General features: G+C 68.7%; 19 protein-coding genes. 7 read left to right on the top strand and 12 right to left on the bottom strand.

Going from position 1 to position 20,260, the window contains the following annotated elements; translation table 11 throughout:
- Positions 1-35: 35 nt before the first annotated feature.
- From NI1_RS19895 to NI1_RS19885, 3 genes are read right to left on the bottom strand one after another with little or no spacing between them, the layout of a single operon-like run.
- Positions 36-659 (bottom strand): pyridoxamine 5'-phosphate oxidase family protein, encoded by a 624-nt coding sequence (locus tag NI1_RS19895; RefSeq protein WP_067822947.1) that lies wholly within the window; start codon positions 657-659, stop codon positions 36-38.
- 1 nt (position 660) lies between these two features.
- A complete protein-coding gene (locus NI1_RS19890) occupies positions 661-1,095 on the bottom strand; it encodes a nuclear transport factor 2 family protein (RefSeq protein WP_067822945.1) in 435 nt (144 codons plus the stop codon).
- A gap of 34 nt (positions 1,096-1,129) precedes the next feature.
- Positions 1,130-1,693, bottom strand: coding sequence for an NADPH-dependent FMN reductase (locus NI1_RS19885; protein ID WP_067822942.1), 564 nt, complete (start codon positions 1,691-1,693; stop codon positions 1,130-1,132).
- Positions 1,694-1,940: 247 nt separating this feature from the next.
- Here NI1_RS19885 and NI1_RS19880 point away from each other — a divergent pair, with 247 nt between their 5' ends.
- Entirely contained in the window at positions 1,941-2,957 is a 1,017-nt protein-coding gene (locus NI1_RS19880; RefSeq protein WP_084523450.1) for an AraC family transcriptional regulator, read from the top strand.
- Between the two features lie 12 nt (positions 2,958-2,969).
- Here the strand turns inward: NI1_RS19880 and NI1_RS19875 are convergent, their stop codons facing one another.
- The 3 genes from NI1_RS19875 to NI1_RS19865 form a co-directional block, all read right to left on the bottom strand.
- Positions 2,970-3,554 carry a hypothetical protein gene (locus tag NI1_RS19875; RefSeq protein ID WP_067822936.1) on the bottom strand — a complete coding sequence of 195 codons (585 nt, stop codon included), beginning with the start codon at positions 3,552-3,554 and terminating at the stop codon, positions 2,970-2,972.
- A gap of 142 nt (positions 3,555-3,696) precedes the next feature.
- Entirely contained in the window at positions 3,697-9,921 is a 6,225-nt protein-coding gene (locus NI1_RS19870; protein ID WP_067822933.1) for a WXG100 family type VII secretion target, read from the bottom strand.
- 15 nt (positions 9,922-9,936) lie between these two features.
- The gene (locus NI1_RS19865; RefSeq protein ID WP_157535217.1) at positions 9,937-10,260 is read right to left on the bottom strand and encodes a hypothetical protein; all 324 of its coding nucleotides are present in this window, start codon (positions 10,258-10,260) and stop codon (positions 9,937-9,939) included.
- A 285-nt stretch (positions 10,261-10,545) separates the two neighbouring features.
- Here NI1_RS19865 and NI1_RS19860 point away from each other — a divergent pair, with 285 nt between their 5' ends.
- A complete protein-coding gene (locus NI1_RS19860; protein ID WP_067822926.1) occupies positions 10,546-11,040 on the top strand; it encodes a hemerythrin domain-containing protein in 495 nt (164 codons plus the stop codon).
- 3 nt (positions 11,041-11,043) lie between these two features.
- Here the strand turns inward: NI1_RS19860 and NI1_RS19855 are convergent, their stop codons facing one another.
- On the bottom strand, positions 11,044-11,757 hold the full coding sequence (locus NI1_RS19855) for a SanA/YdcF family protein (RefSeq protein ID WP_084523449.1): 714 nt from the start codon (positions 11,755-11,757) through the stop codon (positions 11,044-11,046).
- A gap of 296 nt (positions 11,758-12,053) precedes the next feature.
- Here NI1_RS19855 and NI1_RS38685 point away from each other — a divergent pair, with 296 nt between their 5' ends.
- The 3 genes from NI1_RS38685 to NI1_RS19840 are packed head-to-tail and all read left to right on the top strand — an operon-like array spanning position 12,054 to position 14,494.
- A complete protein-coding gene (locus tag NI1_RS38685; RefSeq protein ID WP_174564513.1) occupies positions 12,054-12,308 on the top strand; it encodes a hypothetical protein in 255 nt (84 codons plus the stop codon).
- A gap of 9 nt (positions 12,309-12,317) precedes the next feature.
- Positions 12,318-13,223, top strand: a complete 906-nt coding sequence (locus tag NI1_RS19845; protein ID WP_067822922.1) for an SGNH/GDSL hydrolase family protein — start codon at positions 12,318-12,320, stop codon at positions 13,221-13,223.
- Complete coding sequence (locus NI1_RS19840) at positions 13,220-14,494, top strand: acyltransferase family protein (RefSeq protein ID WP_084523448.1); 1,275 nt, start codon at positions 13,220-13,222, stop codon at positions 14,492-14,494. The genes NI1_RS19845 and NI1_RS19840 overlap by 4 nt, the downstream gene beginning before the upstream one ends.
- On the opposite strand, the gene NI1_RS19835 is transcribed toward NI1_RS19840, so the two are convergent.
- From NI1_RS19835 to NI1_RS19825, 4 genes are all read right to left on the bottom strand, one after another.
- Positions 14,469-15,101, bottom strand: coding sequence for a TetR/AcrR family transcriptional regulator (locus NI1_RS19835; protein ID WP_067822919.1), 633 nt, complete (start codon positions 15,099-15,101; stop codon positions 14,469-14,471). The two genes, NI1_RS19840 and NI1_RS19835, sit on opposite strands and share 26 nt — an antisense overlap.
- A 128-nt stretch (positions 15,102-15,229) precedes the next feature.
- Positions 15,230-15,403 (bottom strand): hypothetical protein, encoded by a 174-nt coding sequence (locus NI1_RS38525; protein WP_169815600.1) that lies wholly within the window; start codon positions 15,401-15,403, stop codon positions 15,230-15,232.
- 139 nt (positions 15,404-15,542) lie between these two features.
- Positions 15,543-16,058: a gamma carbonic anhydrase family protein gene (locus NI1_RS19830; RefSeq protein WP_067822916.1), complete on the bottom strand. Its 516-nt coding sequence runs from the start codon at positions 16,056-16,058 to the stop codon at positions 15,543-15,545.
- Positions 16,059-16,146: 88 nt separating this feature from the next.
- A complete protein-coding gene (locus tag NI1_RS19825; RefSeq protein WP_067822913.1) occupies positions 16,147-17,100 on the bottom strand; it encodes a GlxA family transcriptional regulator in 954 nt (317 codons plus the stop codon).
- A 71-nt stretch (positions 17,101-17,171) separates the two neighbouring features.
- Here NI1_RS19825 and NI1_RS19820 point away from each other — a divergent pair, with 71 nt between their 5' ends.
- Complete coding sequence (locus NI1_RS19820; protein ID WP_067822910.1) at positions 17,172-17,960, top strand: MBL fold metallo-hydrolase; 789 nt, start codon at positions 17,172-17,174, stop codon at positions 17,958-17,960.
- 126 nt (positions 17,961-18,086) lie between these two features.
- Positions 18,087-19,196 (top strand): alanine dehydrogenase, encoded by a 1,110-nt coding sequence (gene ald, locus NI1_RS19815; protein WP_067823799.1) that lies wholly within the window; start codon positions 18,087-18,089, stop codon positions 19,194-19,196.
- 97 nt (positions 19,197-19,293) lie between these two features.
- On the opposite strand, the gene sigJ is transcribed toward ald, so the two are convergent.
- Entirely contained in the window at positions 19,294-20,244 is a 951-nt protein-coding gene (gene sigJ, locus NI1_RS19810) for an RNA polymerase sigma factor SigJ (RefSeq protein ID WP_067822907.1), read from the bottom strand.
- Positions 20,245-20,260: the final 16 nt, after the last annotated feature.

Genomic DNA, 20,260 nt, shown 5'->3' with positions numbered 1-20,260 from the left:
TCCCAACTAGCACAAGAGATTCGGAGAATGGAGGGTCAGCCGAGCGCGGCGGTGCGCCGGAGTTCGGCGTTCTCGCGTTCGAGTTCGGTAATGCGGTCGCGCAGGGTCTGGACGGTTTCCAGCACCTCCTCGCGCGGGTAGAGCTCCGGAATGTGCTGACTGCAATTCCAGTCGAAGGCTTCGACGGTGATCAGCACGGCGCGCTCGGGTTTCCCGGCGTAGCCCGGAACCGCCAGCGAGGCAAGCAGTTCCGGGTCGGCGTCGGCCTCCACCACCCGGGCCCGGCCGAAGATCTTCAGCCGGGTCTTGGCGGCGTAATCCATCAGGAACAGCGCGACCCGGTCGTCGTGATCGAGATTGCCCCGGCTGATGTACTGCTTGTTGCCCCGGAAGTCGGCGAAACCCAAGGTGCGCGAATCGATCACGTTCAGGAACCCGCGTGGCCCGCCCCGATGCTGGATGTACGGCCAGCCCGTCTCACTCACCGTGGCCAGGTAGAAACTGTCCCGCTCCTCGATGAACCACGCCTCGTTCTGGGTGAGCCGGTCGGCGACCTCCGCAACCGCCGCCATCCGCTGATAACCGTGCAGGCTGCCGTGCGCCGCCTGGTGGGCGCGGACCGCGTCGGTGAACGCGATCTGCGCGTAATGCCCGGTCATCTCAACGGCTTTCGCGGGGTCCGAAGATGGTGCGCTGCTCGGCGTCGATCTTCAGATCGTTGATGCTGGCCTCACGCCGGGCCATCAGCCCGTGCTCGTCGAATTCCCACAGCTCGTTGCCGTGACTGCGCCACCACTGGCCGTCTCTGTCGTGCCATTCGTAGGTGAAGCGCACCGCGATCCGGTTGTCGGTGAAGGACCAGAGGTTCTTGCGCAGCGCGTACTCCTGCTCCTTCTCCCATTTGGCGGTGAGGAATTCGACGATGGCCTCCCGTCCCACCAGGAACGTATCGCGATTGCGCCACCAGGAGTCCGGCGTGTAGGCCAGGGCGACGCGCTGCGGATCGCGGGTGTTCCAGGCGTTCTCGGCCGCCAGCACCTTGGCGGCGGCGGTTTCGGCGGTGAAGGGCGGCAGGGGCGGGCGGTTCTCGGTCATGATGAATTCCCTTCGCGGAGTGCGTTTTTCCCGGTTAGCGGGCGTCGATCTTGGCTTTCAAGGCGGTGAGCAGGCCGGTGAGCAGCTCGATGGTGGTCTCGTCGACGAGATTGCCGTCCTCGTCGAAGCGCTCGTGCGAGCGGAAGGCGATCACCTCGGGCTTGACCACCACATCGCTCTCGGTCCACACGAATACCTGCCGCAGCGCCAATTGCGCGCGCACGGAACCGAATTGGGTGGGCGCCGCGCCCACGATCGCCACCGGCTTGCGATGCAGCGGCAGCCCCTCGGTCTTGGTCCAGTCGGTGGAGACCCAGTCGATGGCGTTCTTGAGCACGCCCGGAATCGAGTAGTTGAACTCCGGGGTGGCGATCAGCACGCCGTCCGCGGCGGCGATCCCCTCGCGCAGGTCGGTGACGGCGGCCGGGCGATCGGCCGGATTGTCGAGATCCAGGTCGTAGGGCGGGATCTCGCGCAGGTTGTCGTAGATCTCGATGTCGAGGCCGGCATTGTGCTTCTGGGCGGCGCGCAGCAGCGCGGTGTTGTGCGAGGCCGCGCGGAGGCTGCCGGAGATGGCGAGGATCTTGGGGCTGGTCATGGCTGCCTGTCTCGGGTGCTGGATGGTAATACGAGCTTCTAACCGTTATAGATGACTTTAACGGTTAGTCCGTCCGGATTCATTCCCGGGGCGGGCGGATTCGTTTCCGCGCTCGCCACCGGTTCGCTCGCGCTCCTGAATCTAGAGCCGGTTCCGCCGCCGGCCAGGGGACTCGAAGCGTCCGGCAGCGGACAGAACGCGCCAAAACGCCCATCCGGAACCAATTCCGCCCGGTTATGCTCCGCCGGTGATCGAAGGCACCCTCCCCGCCCGGACCGCCGCGGTGATCCGTGCGACCGCGCTGCGGGTCGGTGTGACACCCGCCGAGCTGACCCACGCCTCGCGGCTGGACCCGGACCGGCTCGGCGACGAACTGCTGCGGGTGCCCACCGAATCGGTCTGGCGCATCTGGGAATTGATCGACGCCCTGGCCGGACCGGGCTCCGGCCTGATCGCCACGGCGGAGGCAGAACGCCTTGGCGGCCTGCACCTTTGGGACTACCTGTTCAGCAGCGGCGAAACGGTCGCGGCGGGTGTGCGCAGCGCCCTGGAGCTACGCGCCGTGGTGACCGATCCCGCCGTCGGCTGGACGGTCGTCGAAGACGGTGGCCTGCTCACCATCCGCGATGCGCTGACCATCGAACCGGAACTGATACTGGCCCCCATCGAGGAATTCGTCCTCTCCATGATGCTGCGCCGTGTCCGCGCGGTGACCCGCCGCGACATCGTCCCCGTCCGCGTCGCTTTCACCAACCACGCCGGTCACCGCCGCCGCCATCTGACCGACGAATTCGGCACCGCCCGAATAGAGTTCGGCGCGCCCGCCTCCGAAATCACCTTCCTCGACGTCGGCGCCCAGCCCACCGGCGCCGACCCGCACCTGGCCCGCATGCTCCGCCACTACGCCGAACTCACTCTGGCCTCGGCCCGCCCCGAACTCAGTTGGCTCGACAAATTCCGCGCCGCCACCACGGCCGCCCTGACCCGCGGCGAACTGGATCTCGACCGCGTCGCCCGCCGCCTGGCCATCAGCCCCCGCACCCTGCAACGCCGCCTTCAGCAGGAGAACACCACCTGGCGTGCCGAAATCGAAGCGGCCCGCGAACGCCACGCCCGAGACCTGCTGCGCGACACCACCCTCCCCATCCGCTCGATAGCCGCCCGCCTCGGCTACACCGACCCCCGCGCCCTGCGGCGCTCCTTCCACCGCTGGACCGGCACCACCCCCGACGCCTTCCGCCGCGCGGCCGCGCGCGGTGGCTGACGCCGGCCGGATTCAGCTGTCGCCGAAACGTTCCAGATCGCCCATGACGCGTTCCCAATCGACGTGCACCGTCGCGGGCATCGTCGCCTGGGTGCGGTCGGTGCGGGTCACCGATTCCCAGTGCCCGAACTCCGGCCAGGGCTCCCACAGGTTGGTGACATCGGCCTGTTCGAAGTCGGCGACCATCGTCTGTTCGGTGTCGGCGCGCCAGACCATGCGATTACCCGAACCGTCCGGGCGGAAGCTGTACTGCTCCACCGCGGCGGCCTCGTCGATGCGCCGGGCCGCGGCGTTCGGGTACGTCCACTGCGTGCTGTCGGTCAGGAAGAGCCGGTCGTCGATGCGTTGGAAGCCCAGACAGGCGATCAGCCGGTGCCGGTCGGTATCGGCGAAGTACACGTTCAACTCCTGCCCGGCCCGATCCACCTCGAGGACCACCGCCGGGTTCTCCACCCCGCCGATGAACACCACGTAGCGGACCTGGTTCTCGTCGAAGAACCGGGCCGACTCCTCGCTGATCCGCTGGATCGGGCGGATCTCGTGCATATCCCAGTTCCGGGCATACGCGACGAGCGTCGGATGCGGCGTGGGGCTCATGCCATCAGCTGCCTTCGGTCGGGGACTCGTGCACTCGGTGGCGGACAGCCGGATGGACTCCCGCGGGTCGGCTCGGAGCCGAGACTACCGCGCGAACCCGCCGCCGCCGGGTCGCGAGGACGAGCCCGGATGGTGCGCAGTCTCATTCGGAATCACCCGGCTCGGCCGCCGGGCCCAAGGCCGAGGGGATCGCGCCGCCCTCGTCCGATCCCGCGCCGGAGCCCGAATTCCAGCCGGACGCTCGGGCCGAGCCGGCGGCCGACCCGGTGTCCGGCAGACCCGGAACCAAGGGCCACGGTGGCGGCGTGCCCGGGGATCTCTCTCCGCTGCGGGGCGCGCCCGGGCCGGGGTCGAACGGAATATCCGGCGGTTCATCGGTATCGGGAGCGGGCGGGTCGACCGGGTCCGCGGGGATCGGTGCTTGCGGGGAGTCCGGCTCCGGCGGAACGGATTCGGGTGCATCGTCCTCGGACGGCGCCGGTGCGGGCGGTCTCGGGCCGGGTGATCCAGGGTCGCCCGGTGTCTCGTCACCCGGATTCCACGGAGCGCCCGGCGCATCGGGCTGATCGGGTGTGCCTGGTCCGTCGATCGGCGGCTGATCGGGTGCGCCGGTGTCGTCGTCCGGTGGCTGATGCGGCGTGTCCGGGCCCTTGTTGCCAGGCCCGTTGTCCCCATCTTTGTCCGGCTGATTGCTCCCCGCTCCGGGTGGCGTGGACGGACCGTTGGCGGGACCGATCGGTGGGATCGGGCCCGTAGGCGGCTCCGGAGCCCGGTGCCAAGGGCCGACGCCGTACAACCATGGTGTGCGAGCGGCGTTCTCGTCACCGCCGGATGGCCTGAGATCGGGCAGGGTTCCTCGACCGTCGGCGGAACCGGTACCGCCACTGCGTTCCGGTTCCGTACCGGGCGCGGTCGCATCGGACGTGTTTCCGGACGGGGCGGGAACGGTCGCGGGCGGTTCACCGGTTCCGCCGGCACCGGGCGGCTCGGCGGGCTGCGGTCGATTGCCGCGACTCGGTCCGGAATCACGTTCCAGGTCGGGCGGGTCGGCGCGCGGTGGCGCTTCGGCCGCTCGTGGTTCGACGATGGGCGGCCTCGGGCTGCTGTCCGGTTCCGGCTCGGCCGCGCTGCGATCCGGTCGCGGCGGAAGGGGTGATTCGATCGCCGGGGGTGCGGGGGCGTAATCGATGCGGGCCCGCCACGCCGCCGGGGCGGCGCGATTGCTGTCCCAGTCGTAGCCCCGCGCGATCGCGTGCTGGTTGGCTTGGGTCCACGTCGCACTCGGGTTGTCCCGCAAATAGTTGGATTCGGCGAGGGCATCGCGCAGCAGCAGGACATCCGCCGGCTCCGGGGTGCCGTCGATGAGGCGCTGCCACGCTTCGGCCACATCGGCGACGGCGTCGAGGGGACGGCGGATCGGATCGCCCGTGCGCGGGTCCTCGGTCAGTAGCGGATCGCGCATCAGATGGTTCTTGATCTGCCGCAGCTGAGCGTCGGTGAACATCGGATCGCCCAGTTTCGCGATGACCCGATCGCGGGCGCCGGAGATCACGTCCTCCAGCAATTCCTGCGCGTCGCCCGGCTTTTCGGCACGCAGCTGACCGGTGAGCTGCTTGATGATATCGCCGAAATCCGGCTGCAAGCGGTCCTTGATCTCCTTCGCGGCGGCGTCGATCAGCTTGTCCGCCAGTGCGGTCCGGATACTCGCGCTCTCGGCCGCGAGATTGTCGCGAATCAGGGCGAGATCGCCGTCGCCGGCCCGGAACCGCGCGTACTGCTCGTCCGCCCAATCCTGGACCCGCTGCCATTCCCGCACCGCCGCCTGCCGTTTCGGCGTCGGCTCGGCCGAGCCGGGGTGGTGTTCCCACGGCTCGTACGGCCGCACCATCGGCTGCCGGAGGACGGGCTTGGTCTCGAAATAGTTCTTCTCCCAAGCGGTCTTCTTGCGATGGAGTTTGAAGGTGTGCGGGTCGTCGGGGTGCAGGAACCGCACCCCGGTCAATTTCGGTATTTCGACGCCGAGCCGGAAGAACGCGCCCGCGGTGCCCATGAAAGGGTCGTCGTAGGTCGGCAGGTGATCGGCGTCCATGCGCCCGCCCATCGGAACCGGCGTCAGGAACTGCTTGTTGATCTCACCGGGATGCGCGGGCTGGAAGGGATCCTCCAGGGCGGCCTGCAAGGTGTTCGCCCCGTGCGTGCTCATGCCGTCGGGCGGATCCTTGTACACGAACTTGGCTATTTTGAATTCCTTGCCGTGCAGTTCCTTTCGATACAGCACCGAAGGGTCGACGGTATGCCAGCCGCCCGCGCCGTCCCGCCACATGGCCTGATCGAAGTGGGTGCGCGCCGCGGCGGCGAGGGTCGGGATCAGGCGCGTCGGGCCGGCGATGGGCTCGATCCGCCAGCCGCCGCCGATCTCGCCGACAATGCGCCGGTACTCGATGACGGTCTGCGCTTGGGTCATGGCCCGGGCCAGCCGCCGATCCAGGCCGAGCGCCTGCCGCAAGGCGGCATCATGGTCCGCGCGCGGCCGGCCGATCTCGTCCCGGGGCCCGACCACGATGATGCGCGGCTGCTCACCGCCCACCATTCCGACCCGTTCGGTGATTGCCCGCGCCGCGGCCGTGCGCATGACTTCCCGCCCTGCTCCGGCTAATTCGGCCATTCGGTCCTGGATGCGGCCGACCTGGTTCTCGACCAGATTGCTGCGCTCGGCCGCCTCGATCAGGTAGTCGAGCTGCCGGTCGTATTCGGCGCGCTCTGCGGCCGGAACCTGCCGATCCCGCAATTCGGTTACGGTGCCGGGTAATTCGTTCGGACCGAGGCGGACCGGGTCGACCTCCAGGCGGGCGGCGAGATCGGCGCGCATCTTTCGCCAGCGAGTGTTCTCCACCCACAGTGCGGCGCGCTCGCGGCCCAGCCGATCCAGTTCGGCGCGCATCGCCTCGGGAGTCGCACTCGGATGGGCGCTTTCACCCGGCAGCCGCTGCTCGATCCGGGCCAGCTCGGCGCTCAGTTCGTTGAAGCGCTCGGCGGCATCGAGCAGGTTGTCGATGGCGCGGGTGCGGCGGGCGTGTTCGGCCGCCGTGATGTGCTCGCGGGCGGTGCTGGCCGGTTCCTCGCCGATCGCCGCCGTTGCGACGGTGCCGACGATGCGCTCGCGCAGGCCCGCGATGGTGTCCGCGAGATCGGCCGGAGCCAATGCGGTTTCGGGGGCCGCGAGTTGGAGCCGTGCCGCGCGATCATCCCGCTTGGCCCGCCAGAACTCCCGCTCGGCGGTCGTCGCCGCACGTTCCTGGACCAGCTGATCGTGATAGGCGTGCGCGGTGTGACCGGCGTCGACGGCCGCCAGATCGGCATCGACGGTATCGAGATCGGCGGTGAGGCGGCGGATTTCGCCGGCCTTCCGTTCCAGCTCGTCGAGTGCGCGTTCGCGCCCGGACGCTTCGAAGGGCGCCGCCGTAGCACGCAGTTCGGCCAGGGTCGCATCGACCACGCCGGGACGTAGCTGTGCCGCTTCCACACCCAGCGAGCTCGCGAGCTGATCGAGCAGTTCGCGCACCACCTCGCGCCGGGCATGCAGGGCCGTACGCTCGCCACCGAGCCACTCCACGATCGCGATACGCGCCTCGAGCCGCTCAACCGCCGCGACCGCCTCCCGATACGCCACGAGCGCCTGCCGAAGTTCGCCGACGGCACTCCGGTAACCCGAAACCTCCGCCGCCGGAATGGGATTGTGAAAGTCGGGCACACCCTCGCCCGCGACCGGTCGATTCTCGAGGCGTCGCACCACCTCTCCGGTTCGCGAGACCCACGTATCGCCCGTCTCACCCGGCCGCCGATCCAGCGTCCCCGGTTCGAGCTCCAGCGCCCGCGCCCGCTCGTCACGCGCGGCCCGCAACGCGTCCCGTACCTCGACGAGCCGCTGCCGGTCGGTGTGCAAACGGTCGGAGATCGTCGCGGGTGCGGATGCGGCGGTCGCCGGGTGGGAGGTGCCCGGCGCGTGGAGAGGTGCGATCGGGGCGTGCCCGGGGCCGCGAAGCTCGGTGGTCGTGATGAGACCCGAATCCGTCACGCGCACTTCGAAATAGCGGACGCTCACCCCTTGATCGGCGAACTGCGCGCGCAGTGCGGGGCCGACCGGGAGATCGGGGGCCGTACTGCGCGAGACCGCGATCACGGTCGGCGGGTCGCTGTCGAGCAGGGCGACGCCCGGTCGCAGGGTGCGGGCCCCGGTGGAGTCGAGGAAGTCTTGGGCCGCAAGCGCTTCGGCCTCCGCCCTGATCCGGAGTTCGGCGCGTTGAGTGGCCTGCGGTTCGTTGATCGCCAGTTCGGCCTTTACCGCCGCTATCCGCTCGGCGGCCGCCTCGAGCGCATCCGCCGTCGCCGAGGTGGCCGGCGTGTACAGCAGCTCCGAGCCGATCGGATCGAAGGAGTGATCAGGCGGGCCGGTGAGTTGCGCTTCGGCCTCCACCCGCCGCGCCACCGCGGACTCGGATGCGCCCGATTCGGACACGACAGACTCCGGTGTGGTCGGTGCAGTCACGGTGGACTTCGGCGCATCAGATTCGTATGCGGCGGACTCCGGCGTGGCGGGTTCCGGTGTGGTCGGCTCCGGTACAGCGGGTTCCGGTGTGGTCGGCTCCGGTACAGCGGGTTCCGGTGTGGTCGGCTTCGGTGCAACGCTTTCCGGTGTGGTCGGCTTCGGCGCAGTGGTTTCCGGTGTGGCGGCCTCGAATTCTCTTGGCTCCTTGTATCGTTCGCGCGGTGGGTTGGCGGTGAGCGTGCCGTCCTCGGTTGCCGTGTCGGGGGTGCGGGTGGATTGTGCTGCGGATTCCCGCTGTGCGGCGGTGATATTGGAGCCGCGGTTCGGGGCTTGACCGTGGGCGGCGGCCGAACTCTTCCCTGCTCCTGTGACTTGCGCTTCGGTACCCGTGACTCGCGGTGCGCCTTGCGGTTCGGAGCCGCGTCCGCTCGAGTTCGGGCCCGGGTTAGCGGGATTCGCGACATCCGGCGCGCTCGCTCGCATCGTGCTACCGGCCGCAGTTGCGCCTTCGGTGTGCGGGGCCGCATGCCATTGTGCGCGCAGCTTGTTCAGTTCCTCGATCTGCTGCTCGCTGTACCCGCCCTGCTTGTTCGCCGCTTCGTGAATCTTGGCGGCTTCCTCGGTAATGTGCTGTCCGAGTGCTTGTTCCGCGGTCGGTCGGTCGCCGAGCACGTCGGGGTGGGCTTCCCGGTTCAACCTGCGGTACAGGGACTTGCCCTCTTTGCGGGACTCGTCGGTGATCACCTGAGCTTTCTCGCTCGGCACCCCCGCGCGGGCGGATGATGGCGGTGGCGCGCTGCCGTCGCTCTGCGGATTCGCCGTCTCGAAGCCATGTTTGGCCCCGTGGATCGCGCCGAGTCCGAAACCGGCGGCGAGCAGTTGCGGATGGAAGGCCCAATCGATCTTCGCGCCGTTGACGAAATGGTCGTAGATCTGGTTGCCGAGCCCACCGGCGTACATGCCCACACCGGCTCCCGCACCGGCGAGCCCGCCGCTGAGCCAGCTGTTGCGCAGCGGGCTCATGCCACGTTCGGCGAAGACCCTGCTCAGCCCGCCGTGCAGCGGCGCCCCGAGCAAACCGCCTGCCCCCCATTCGATTCCGGTCTGGAATGTCTGTTTGAGGTCGAATCCGTCGTCGAGGTGCCCTTCGCCCAGCTGGATGCCCTGCACGACGGCATCGATGCCCGCGCCCAGCCCACCGGCCTTCAGGAACGACCGCGCCGCCACCTCGGCCGACTCCTTGGTGAGCACCTTTTCGCCGGCCGGAACCACGATGTCCCGCAGCAGCGCCTTGGCCCCGATATTCAATTCGCCGCGGGTCAGCAGCGCCGCGATCTCCTCGGCCGCGGCCCGCGCGAAGACCGCCAGGCTCTCGCGCGCGGCGGCCAGCACCGCCGGTATCGCAGCTGCGGTGAAGCCGCCCGCCATCGCCATCGAGCGCACCATCCACACGGTCAGCAGCGCGAAACCGATCTCCTGGAGCTTCGTGTACTCCAATTGCGCTGCGGCCTTGCGGGTATCGTGCCCGATCGCGTGCATGGCCTCGACCAGCCGCTGGATCGAATAGTCGCCGTCGCCGTTCAACTCGTCGAACTGCGCCTTGATCGCCTGCGCGCCGTCTCCGCTGTAGCAGTCCTGCGTCGCGGTGGTGACCCGCCGCAGGTCCGGAATCAAAGCCTGGAGTTCGTCGGCCGCACTGTTCCAGGCATCGCCCAGCTCGAAGAGTGCGTCCTCATCACCCTCGGGATACGCCTGCCCGAAGTTGAGCGCCCACATGATCCAGCCGGGCAGGATATCGCCGGGCGTGGTCAACCACGACATGGCCGCGGCGGGGGATCAGTGCTGCTCGAACTGGCCGGTATTGATCGCCTCAGCCCGCTCGTGCGCCCCGGCCGCGTCGCGCAATCCGCGCGAATAGGACTGAAGCAGATCGGTTTTCGAGGTGATGGCCTGTTGGACGGCGGGGTCGCGATGCGCGTAACCGCTGCCGTCACCCTCGGCGAAGTTCTCACCGAAATCGTCCGCGCCCCATTTGCCCCAATAGGAACGGGACGTCGCCGCCAGCTCCTCGGCCACCTTCTCGACCCGCGCGATCACTCCATCGAGATCTCCTGCGACGGAACGCAACTGCCGCGGACTCACCCGCACTTCATCGGACACGATCCCACCCCGCTGTGATCATTGACAGCTCTCCGCCTCGATCTTGCGCCGCCGTACTGGCAGGCAGGCGGCCAACGGATGAAGCGCGGGTGAACGGTCACGCCGGCGACCGTGGTTATGATCGATTCGGGTCGCGTGCCGACGCCGAGTGGACGGCGGACGGCATGGAGGCCACGTATCGAGGAGGCAGCCATGGGTCCACTTCACCCGCCCTGCTGATGTGAGTCACGCGCCTTGGCGGTGCGTATTCGTTACTCCCACAACCTCTTCGAATCAGGATGAAACATGTCTGCTGCCCAGAATCGGGCCCAGGCCCTCGGCCGCGAATTGATCGATGTCCACAATTGGCTGCGCGGCGAGTTGAAGCGGGTCGCGCGCGAACTCGACGAGCATCGGCTCGGGCATGTGCGGCCCGTGCGCGAACTGCGCGGTCATTGCCTGGCGTTCTGCCGGGCGCTCACCGCCCATCACACCAATGAGGACGAGACGGCGTTTCCGGTACTCGCCCAGCGGTTTCCGGAGCTCGCGCCGGTGCTCGGAGAATTGAGCGCCGACCATCAGTTGGTCGCCGAGATTCTGACGCGGATGACCGGACTGCTGGCCGAAGTGAGCGCGGAGAACCTGGCAACGGTGCGCGGGGAGGTCGCCGGGCTGTCGGCGATTCTCGAATCCCATTTCCAGTGGGAGGAGCGCCGGATCACCGCCGCGCTGGACGAACTGGGGGACGCGGGGAGCGCCGGGGAACTCTTCGGGACCTCCGCGGTCACCGCGCGCGGCTGAGGATCAGCGCGGGTCCGCGGCCATGGCGTCGCGGACCGTGGTCTCCTCGCGGCCCAGGAAGGTGGGCTCGGGCTTGAACATGATGGCGTACACCGCCTTCGTGCAGGCCAGTTGATCGCGGAACCAGATCTTGCGGTACACGCCCTCGTGCGGCTGGGTGTCGTCGCCGACGCCGACCGTGTCGATGCCTACCGAACGGCACAGGGCGATGGTGCGCGGCAGGCTGAAGTCCTGGGTGAGGACGGTGGCCGAGCGGACGCCGAAGATGTCGTGGGCGCGGGCGCAGGATTCGTAGGTGCTGAAGCCGGCGTAGTCCAGGGCGATCTTCTCGGCGGGCACGCCGTGCTGGATCAGGTAGTCGCGCATGCTGGTCGGCTCGTCGTAGCTGTGGCGGCCGTTGTCGCCGGTCACCAGGATGGCTTTGACCTTGCCGGCTGCGAGCAGGCGGCGGCCGAGGTCGAGGCGGGCGGCCAGGTAGGGGGAGGGCTTACCGGATTTGTAGACCTCCGCGCCCAGCACGATGGCCACATCCGAGCTCGGGGCGGATTCGACGCTGTACTGCCGGTCGGAGGTGCTGGTGCGGATCCACAGATCGCAGCTGATCACCACGACCAGACCGAGCAGGGCGGCCACGCCCAGCAGTTTCGCGACGCGGCGCGGCGGAAACCAGGTGGCGGCCCGGGCTCGGACGGCGCGGGCGGCGGAGCGGATCTGCATGCCGTCAGTGTGCCGGAAAGGAACAAACCGTCCGAATTGTTTTGCCGCGCCCGAGAAAGCCGGATGCGGGCGGGTTTGGGTGAAATTACAATGAACCGCAGGGCTGCGTTTGTAAAATTCGCTTGGGTCGGCGAACACCGCAGTTCTGATTCGAGGGTCCGATGAAGTCTCGTGCCGCAACAGTTTTCGCCCAGCGCCTCCTGGTATCGGTGATCTGCTCGCTATCGCTCGCGGGTGTGCTCACCGGCTGCGGGAGCGATAAGGGATCGGGGGGAACACCATCCACCACGCCGGCGGTGAGTACGGTCACCACCCCGCCGAGCACCACCACCACGCCGCCGCCCACCACGACCACCGAGGAGCCGCCGGCGGCCCCGCCCGCGCCCGCCGCGCCGGAACCCGAAGTCACGCAGGCGCCCGCGCCGCAGTACACGAATCCCCCTGCGCCGCAACAGCAGCAGACCGTCGCGCCACAGCAGACGGTCGCTCCGCAAACCCAGGCACCGCCCACCCTGGACGTGCCCTCGTTCGATCCGCGACCCGGATACTGAGGACAGCACATGACCAGCCCCCTGAAGCGGACGCCCGTCCGCTGGCTGTGCGCACTCGCCACGGCCGTCGCCGCCGTCAGCCTGAGCGGCACCACCGCCGCCGACCCGGCCATAGGCAAAAACATTGTGGTCCTGGGTGATTCGTTCACCGCCAATGCCTGGGACTGGTTCGGCCGGGAGCAGAGCTGCATCCACAAGGCCACCTCCTGGCCCGCGCAGCTGAACAACATGTCGCAGCCCGCCGAGATGCTGGACGTGTCCTGTCCGGGCGCGGCCATCGACACCCCGCCGGGCTACACGCTCGGCAAGGAAGCCCAGATCGCCGACAATCAGGGCGCTTTCGGACCGCAAACCCGTTTGGTGGCACTGCAATTCGGGCTCAACGACCGCTGGGGGGTGAACGAGCTGCCACTACTCTTCTCGCTCCAGGACTGCGTGTTCAACCTGGTGCAGGGGTGCGACAGCGACGCCGTCGAGCAGGGCCGCATTCCGGACTACAACGCCGTCACCGGGTCGCTGTTCGCCAGCCGGATGAGCAATGCGGTCACCTACATCAAGTACTACGCGCCGAACGCGCGCGTGGTGCTGGTCGGCTATCCGGAGTTCTTCCCGCCCGGGCAGACCTCGCTGTGCCTCAATCTGCTCGGCCTCGCGCCCTACATCCAGGCACGCGGCCAAGCCCTCACCGAATTCCTCGATCGCATCGATGCCGCCGAACGCGAGGCGGCCGGGCTGCTGGGCATCGAATTCCTGGATGTCCGGGCACTCACCACCGGTCACGGATTGTGTTCGGGCCAGCCGTGGTTGAACGGCGTCCTGGATCCGCGCACCGATCTCGACGGCCTGCCCTTCCATCCCTCGACGGTGGGTGACGCGGTGGTGGCGAACGCATTGCACGACAAGTACCTGAGATGACCGGCGCTCCCGATCTCGCCCGGCCCGCCAGTGAGGACCCCGAGGAACCGGTGGGAGTCCAGGCTGCCGCGGCCGCGCGGGATCGGCCCGCCCTGCCCTCGCTGACGGGGGCCCGCTGGTGGGCGGCGTTCGTGGTGTTCGTGCTGCACGCCCTGGTGTTCCTGCCGGTGTACCCGTTCCAGAAATCGGAGCTGTTCCGGCACATTCACCAGGTGCTGCCCATGCAGTTCGGGGCGGCGGGGGTGACGTTCTTCTTCGTGCTGTCGGGGTTCATCATCTACTGGTCGTACAAGCCGGGGATGACGGCGCGGCGGTTCTACCGGCGGCGGGTGCTCAAGATCTATCCGACCCATCTGGTCGCGGCCGGAGTGTTCGTTCTGGCTGCCGGCGTGCCCCTGTCACGCGCGGTGGTGTGGGCGCCGAACCTGCTGCTCGTGCACACCTGGGTGCCGAAGTGGACGACGCTCGGCGGATTGAACGTCCCGTCCTGGTCGCTGGCCTCGGAAATGCTGTTCTACCTGAGCTTTCCGCTATTGCTGCCGCTGCTGCGGCGGATCTCGGCGGACCGGCTGCTGCTCGCGGTCGGCGCACTGCTGGTCTGCGTCCTCGCCCTGCACACCGCCTACTACCTGTGGGTGCCCGGACCGAAGGGCATCGCGAATGCCTTTGCGCCCCGGCTGTTCCCGGGCGACACCTCGCCCTACTACGAGGCGCACGCCTCCCCGGCCTGGTTCGCGCAGCCGAATATCCCGGTCTCCCCGTCGTATTGGCTGAGCTACACCTTCCCCGCCTCGCGGCTACCGGAGTTCCTGCTCGGCGTGCTGGCCGCGCGCATGGTGCTCGAAGAGCGCTGGCGCAGCACCCGGCTCGCGCCGCCGCTGCTGGCGCTCGGCCTGGCATACGCCGCGACCTTCGTGGTGCCGGTGAACTACAAGATGTCGGCGCTGCTGGTCGCGCCCATGACCGCGGTGGTGGCCACCCTGGCGGTGCGGGATCTGCGCGGGATCCGGGGCCTGAACGCGCACCCGCGCATGGTGTGGCTGGGCAATATCTCCTACGCCTTCTACCTGATCCAGTTCCCGGTGATGGTGATCGTCACCCGAACCCTGATCGGCGGCAAGCGTTTCGGCTTCTTCGGCTGGGCGGGCTTCGCGGCTCTATGTCTGGTCGCCTCGGTGGCGGCGGCGGCCCTCATCTACCACTTGGTGGATGTGCCGATCATGAGACGGTTCGCCGGTCGCCGGCTCAGGCCGGCTGAATCCCGATCATAGGAAGCACGGTGCGGCGGGCGAATTCGCGGGCGGCCTGCTCGTCGACCAAGGGGATCAGCCCCTCCGGGGTGAGCGCCAGCGAATGACCCAGCCGGGCCAGCACTTCCGCCACCAGATCGGCGTCGAAATCGCGTCCCTCGCCGGCGGCCTGCACCGCGCGTAGCTTCTCGGCCAGATAGATGCGGCCCACCGCGATCACCGGCCCCGCCTCGGTGGTGAGCCGGGGCAGCACCGTCTCGGGCTCGGTACGCAGCAACCGTTGCAGCAGTTGATTATTGGCCAGCAGCGTGATGAAGGCGACGAAGATCTCCACCAGCTGCTCGTCCCGCGACACCCCGTCGCTGGCCACCAGCTGCACCCGCTCGTCGATCTCGGCGACGAACAGCTGCGCCTCGCGCACCCCGACCGCCTCGACCAGCTCGTTCTTGGATTCGAAGCGGCGATACAGCGTGGCCGGGCTGATGCCCGCGCGCCGTGCGATCTCCCCCATACTGGTTCGCTTGATCCCGAAGTCGAGGAAGGCCGAGAGCGCGCTCTCCAGCAGCTGTTCGCCTTCGGCCCGCGGCTTCTCCAGAATGCGTTGCAGGATGGTGGGCACCGAGGGCATCGAGTCTCCAGTCGATCGGTTGGCAACCCGCGACATTGCGGTGATGAAGCCGCATTATCGCATCGAGTTTGCTACCGGAGTGGGACCGGAGCGAAGCTACTGTCCAGTCAATGGGCGACCGGCGCCGGTCAGGAGACGTTCAGCGCCGCCATCTCGCTTTCGATGGCATTGGCCGCGAAATCTATTCCATTGGAACGTAGTTCGTGAACGCGGCGCTGGAGCGCTTCGATGCCCCCCGGCTGGGCCGCGATATCGGCCACGCTGATGCGCCGTCGGTGCATACCGTCGTGCTCGTACGACACCGGATAAACCTCCTGCTAGCCCCGAGCGGACCCGGCGAGCGGCGGCACTGCCCGGGCCGCCGGGAACGCTGCACGCGATGCTAGCAGCGGCTTATATGGTCGCTTGTTCAGTGTGGGATATCTCACGCACCCCCTTCGGTCACGCCTCTTGACCCTTGCGGTGCAGGCTCGTGTTGTGCAGGTACACCGCGGCATTCAGCTTGATCCGGTCCAGCTCGGCCTCGCCCAGCTCCCGCCGCACCTTGCCCGGGACGCCCGCCACCAGCGAACCCGGCGGGATCTGCGCGCCCTCCGGAATCAGCGCATTGGCGGCGATCAGGCTGCCCGCGCCGATCACCGCACCGTTCAGCACCGTCGCGCCCATACCGACCAGCACATCGTCACCGACGGTGCAGCCGTGCAGAATCGCATTGTGGCCCACCGAGACTCCGCTGCCCACGGTCAGCGGGAAGCCCGGATCCGCGTGCAGCACACAGCCGTCCTGGATATTCGAGCGCGCCCCCACACTGATGTCCTCGATATCGCCGCGCAGCACCGCCGAATACCAAATGCTCACTTCGGCTTCCAGCCGCACCCGGCCGATAACGGTGGCATTCGGCGCGATCCACGCGCTCTCGTCGATCTGCGGCGCGTGCTCGCCCAGCTGAATCCTCATGATCGAGAACCTACCCTCGTCATTCCCGCGTGCCTTTGGCGGGAATCGCACGGGCCGGCGCGGCGCGGGGTCGTGCCGGGACGTGCGCTCAGGCCGCGCGGCGGAACAGGGCGCGGTGGGCGGCTGGCGTGGTGCCGAGCAGGCGATGGAAATGGTGGCGGAGGTTGACCGCGGTGCCGAGGCCGGCGTCGGCGGCCACCCGTTCCATGGTGTCGTCGGTGGATTCCAGCAGCAGCCGGGCGCGATCCACGCGCTGCACCAGCAACCATTGCTGCGGGCTGGAACCGGTCCGTTCGCGGAAGCGGCGGGTGAAGGTGCGCCGCGACATGAGCGCGGTGCGAGCCCAGGTATCGAGATCGACGGATTCGTCGAGATGCGTTCGCGCCCAGACCATCGCGTGTTCGATGGGGTCGTCGTCCTGGGCCTCCGGCACGGCGAACGGGATGTACTGGGCCTGTGAACCGCTGCGATGCGGGGCCAGCACCAGATCGCGGGCCAGCTCGGTGGCGGTGCGGCTGCCGTGATCGGTGCGCACCAGGTGCAGGCAGCAGTCCAGGGCGGCGGCCACGCCCGCGGAGGTGATGAGATCGCCGTGATCGGTCCAGAGCGAATCGGCGCGCACGATCACCTCCGGAAAGGCGCGGGCCAATTCCGTTGCGGCCGACCAATGGGTGGTGAGTTCGCGGCCGTCGGCCAGGCCGCTCGCCGCGATCGCCCAGGAACCCAGGCACAGGCCGACCACCCGGGCGCCGCGCTCGTGCGCGACGTGCAGGGATTCGCGGACCGGGTCGGGCAAGGGCCGGTGCCGTTCCCAGCTGGGCACGATCACGGTCTCCGCGCGCTCGACGGCCTCCAGCCCGTGCCGCACGGTGATGTCGAAACCCGCTGGCGTGGACAGGGTTCCGGCCTGCTCGGCGCAGACCTGCACCCGATACGGCGCACTGTCGCCCGCGCCCGCCCCGATCCGCCCGAACACCAGGCTCGGCACCGACAGGTGGAAGGGGCTGATCCGATCGAAGGCCAGCACGGCCACTTCATGCATGGCCCGATTTTATCGAAGCGCGGCCTTCGGGCCACTGTTGCGTTCGATCTTCCCGGGGCAAGCTGCTACTCATGACGAACACGATCGAAACCGCAGCCCCCGCCACTATCGACATCCTGCACATCGGCGGACCCACCGTGCGCTTCCGCTACGGCAACCTGACTTGGCTGACCGATCCCACGTTCGACGAGCCGGGCGACTACGACCTGGGCGTGCTCACCCTGCACAAGCTGACCGGCCCCGCGGTCACGGCCGAACAGGTCGGCCCGGTCGACGTGGTGCTGCTCTCGCACGATCAGCACCCGGACAACCTGGACACCTCGGGCCGGGCGTTCCTGGCCGGCGTGGACCGGGTGCTCTCCACCCCGGACGCCGAAGCCCGGATGGAAGGCGTTGCGGGCCTGCGCAATTGGGAGTCGGTGGTGATCGGCGACGTCACCGTCACCGGGGTCCCCGCCCTGCACGGTCCGGAAGGCGCGGAAGCCATCTCCGGCGTGGTCACCGGGTTCGTGCTGACCGCCGACGGCCTGCCGACCGTCTACATCTCCGGCGACAATGCCTCGGTGGAGCTGGTGCAGCAGATCGCCGACCGCATCGGCCGCATCGATATCGCCATCCTGAATGTCGGCGCGGCCAACCCGGGCCGCTACGGCGACACCGATGTGACCCTGAACGGCCGCACCGCCGTCAAAGCCTCCGAAGCCCTCGGTGACGCGCTCATCGTTCCCGTCCACGCCGAAGGCTGGGCGCACTTCTCCGAAACCCTCGACTACCTGACCCGCAACTTCGAATACGCCGGTCGCGCAGCCGTACTCCGCGTCCCCACCCCCGGTGAGCCGCTGGTCCTGGCGGCCTCCTGAACGCGCCACGACGATCACCGGGAACCGGTGGAGACCTCCGCTCGCGGATCTCTCCACCGGTTCCTCGTCGTTTGAGGGGTGTGGCGATCGCCGCCGGAAGCACCGGGGTGGGTGACGATGGCGGGTATGAGAATTGGGGTGCCGCGGGAGGTCAAGGAGCAGGAGTTCCGGGTCGCGCTGACGCCGGCGGGAGCCGGGGAGCTGGTGCGGCACGGTCATGAAGTGCTGATCGAAGCCGGGGCGGGGCTGGGGTCCGGGTTCGGGGACGAGGAGTATCGCGCGGCCGGGGCGCGGCCGGTGGTGGGGGCCGATGAGGTGTGGGGGTCGGCGGAGCTGGTGTTGAAGGTGAAAGAGCCGATCGCCGTGGAGTATCCGCGCATGCGGGCCGGGCAGGTGCTGTTCACCTTCCTGCATCTGGCGGCGTCGCGGGAGGGCACCGAGGCGATCCTGCGATCGGGGATCACCGCCATCGCCTACGAGACGGTGCGCGGGGCGGACGGATCGCTGCCGCTACTCGCGCCCATGAGCGAGGTGGCGGGGAAGCTGGGCGCGCAGGTCGGCGCGTATCACCTGATGTCACCGCAGGGCGGGGAAGGCGTGCTGCTGGGCGGGGTGCCCGGGGTGCGGCCCGCCGACGTGGTGGTGCTGGGCGGCGGGATGGCGGGCAGCAATGCCGCGACCATCGCCATCGGGATGGGGGCGCGAGTCACGGTGCTGGACACCAATCTCGCGCGTTTGCGGGAGCTCGACACCCGGTTCGGCGGGCGCGTCACCACCGTCGGCTCCAATATCGCCGAGGTCGAGAAGTCGGTGCTGGCAGCGGATCTGGTGATCGGCTCGGTGCTGGTGCCGGGTGCGCGCGCGCCGAAACTGGTGCCGGACAGCTTGGTGGCCGGGATGCGGCCGGGGTCGGTGCTGGTGGACATCGCCATCGATCAGGGTGGGTGTTTCGAGAGTTCGCGCCCCACCACGCATGCGAAACCCACCTTCCGCGTGGGTGATTCGCTGTTCTACTGCGTGGCCAATATGCCGGGGGCGGTGCCGCATACCTCGACGGTGGCGCTCACCAATGCCACGCTGCCGTATGTGCGGGCCATCGCGGATCTGGGGTGGCGGGCGGCCTGCGACGCGGATCACGGTCTGGCGCAAGGGCTCACCGCCGATTCCGGTGAGCTGTATTCGCCGGAGGTCGCCGCGGCGCACGGGCTGCGCCTGCTGCACGGCACCGCGTCCTGACCCCGCCGCCCGTCATTCCGGCGCGCTCTCAGCCGGAATCCACACGCCCGCACCGTGTGGATCCCGGCTGAAAGCATGCCGGGATGACGAGGGTCACTCAGCTCGCCGACTCGCCCAGCGCCCAGTCCGGGCCGCCGTCGGTCGGCAGATTGCGCAGCTTGTCCGGATTGCGCACCACATCGATATTGGTGATCCGGCCCTCGTCGATGGTGAACGAGAACACGCCGGTGTGCTGACCGTCGAACACCACCAGGCCGGGGCGGCCGTTGACGATGACCGAACGACCCCACGCCCCACCGATCTCCGAGGCGTGCCGCAGGAAGCCGAGCAGCGTCGCCGCCACCGTGTCCGCGCCGTGCAGCGGAATGCGGAAGGCATTGACCTTGCCGCCGCCGTCGGCGGTGAAGGTGACCTCGGAATCCAATACGCCGAGCAGCGCGCTCAGGTCGCCGGAGCGCCAGGCCAGCGCGAAGGCCGACACCACCTTCTCGTGCTCGACCGGGCTGGCCGGGAAGCGCGGGGTGCCCTGCTCCACATGCTTGCGGGCGCGAGAAGCCAACTGCCGCACCGCGGCCGGGGTCCGGCCCACCACCTCGGCGACCTCGGGCCCGGACATGCCGAACACGTCCTGTAGGACGAACGCGGTCCGCTCGGCGGGTGAGAGCGACTCCAGCACCACCAGCAGCGCCGTCGTGACCCGCTCGTCCTGCGTCACCCGGTCTGCCGGATCATCCCAGTTGGTGATCTCCGGTTCCGGCAGCCATTCACCCACGTACTGTTCGCGCCGCGCCCGCGCCGACCCCAGATGATCGAGGGCCAGCCGCCCGGTCACCGTGGTCAGCCATGCCCGCAGGTTCTCGATCCCCGCGCCCTCCGGGCTGGTCTCGTAATACCGCTGCAAGCGCAGCCACGCCTCCTGCACCACATCGTCGGCGTCGCTCAGACTGCCCAGCGTGCTGTAGGCGACCCGCCGCAGATAGGTCCGATGCTCCTCGAACTGCCGCGCCAACTCGGCCTGATCGGGCACCCCGTGCCGTTCGTCGCTCATCCTCGCCTCACAGTTC

The organism is Nocardia inohanensis NBRC 100128 (assembly GCF_001612945.1).
GTDB classification, from domain to species: Bacteria; Actinomycetota; Actinomycetes; order Mycobacteriales; family Mycobacteriaceae; genus Nocardia; species Nocardia inohanensis.
Note: the sequence above shows the minus strand (reverse complement) of the source record. Positions and strands in the feature narration are given on the sequence as shown.

Bases quoted from the DNA above. Each gene is read 5' to 3' on its own strand.
- NI1_RS19860 (WP_067822926.1), top strand. From the start codon at position 10,546: ATGTCTGCTGCCCAGAATCGGGCCCAGGCCCTCGGCCGCGAATTGATC.
- NI1_RS19875 (WP_067822936.1), bottom strand. From the start codon at position 3,554: ATGAGCCCCACGCCGCATCCGACGCTCGTCGCGTATGCCCGGAACTGG.
- NI1_RS19895 (WP_067822947.1), bottom strand. From the start codon at position 659: ATGACCGGGCATTACGCGCAGATCGCGTTCACCGACGCGGTCCGCGCC.
- ald (WP_067823799.1), top strand. From the start codon at position 18,087: ATGAGAATTGGGGTGCCGCGGGAGGTCAAGGAGCAGGAGTTCCGGGTC.
- sigJ (WP_067822907.1), bottom strand. From the start codon at position 20,244: ATGAGCGACGAACGGCACGGGGTGCCCGATCAGGCCGAGTTGGCGCGG.
- NI1_RS19835 (WP_067822919.1), bottom strand. From the start codon at position 15,101: ATGCCCTCGGTGCCCACCATCCTGCAACGCATTCTGGAGAAGCCGCGG.
- NI1_RS19845 (WP_067822922.1), top strand. From the start codon at position 12,318: ATGACCAGCCCCCTGAAGCGGACGCCCGTCCGCTGGCTGTGCGCACTC.
- NI1_RS19890 (WP_067822945.1), bottom strand. From the start codon at position 1,095: ATGACCGAGAACCGCCCGCCCCTGCCGCCCTTCACCGCCGAAACCGCC.
- NI1_RS19825 (WP_067822913.1), bottom strand. From the start codon at position 17,100: ATGCATGAAGTGGCCGTGCTGGCCTTCGATCGGATCAGCCCCTTCCAC.
- NI1_RS19840 (WP_084523448.1), top strand. From the start codon at position 13,220: ATGACCGGCGCTCCCGATCTCGCCCGGCCCGCCAGTGAGGACCCCGAG.
- NI1_RS19855 (WP_084523449.1), bottom strand. From the start codon at position 11,757: ATGCAGATCCGCTCCGCCGCCCGCGCCGTCCGAGCCCGGGCCGCCACC.
- NI1_RS19870 (WP_067822933.1), bottom strand. From the start codon at position 9,921: ATGTCGTGGTTGACCACGCCCGGCGATATCCTGCCCGGCTGGATCATG.
- NI1_RS19830 (WP_067822916.1), bottom strand. From the start codon at position 16,058: ATGAGGATTCAGCTGGGCGAGCACGCGCCGCAGATCGACGAGAGCGCG.
- NI1_RS19820 (WP_067822910.1), top strand. From the start codon at position 17,172: ATGACGAACACGATCGAAACCGCAGCCCCCGCCACTATCGACATCCTG.
- NI1_RS19885 (WP_067822942.1), bottom strand. From the start codon at position 1,693: ATGACCAGCCCCAAGATCCTCGCCATCTCCGGCAGCCTCCGCGCGGCC.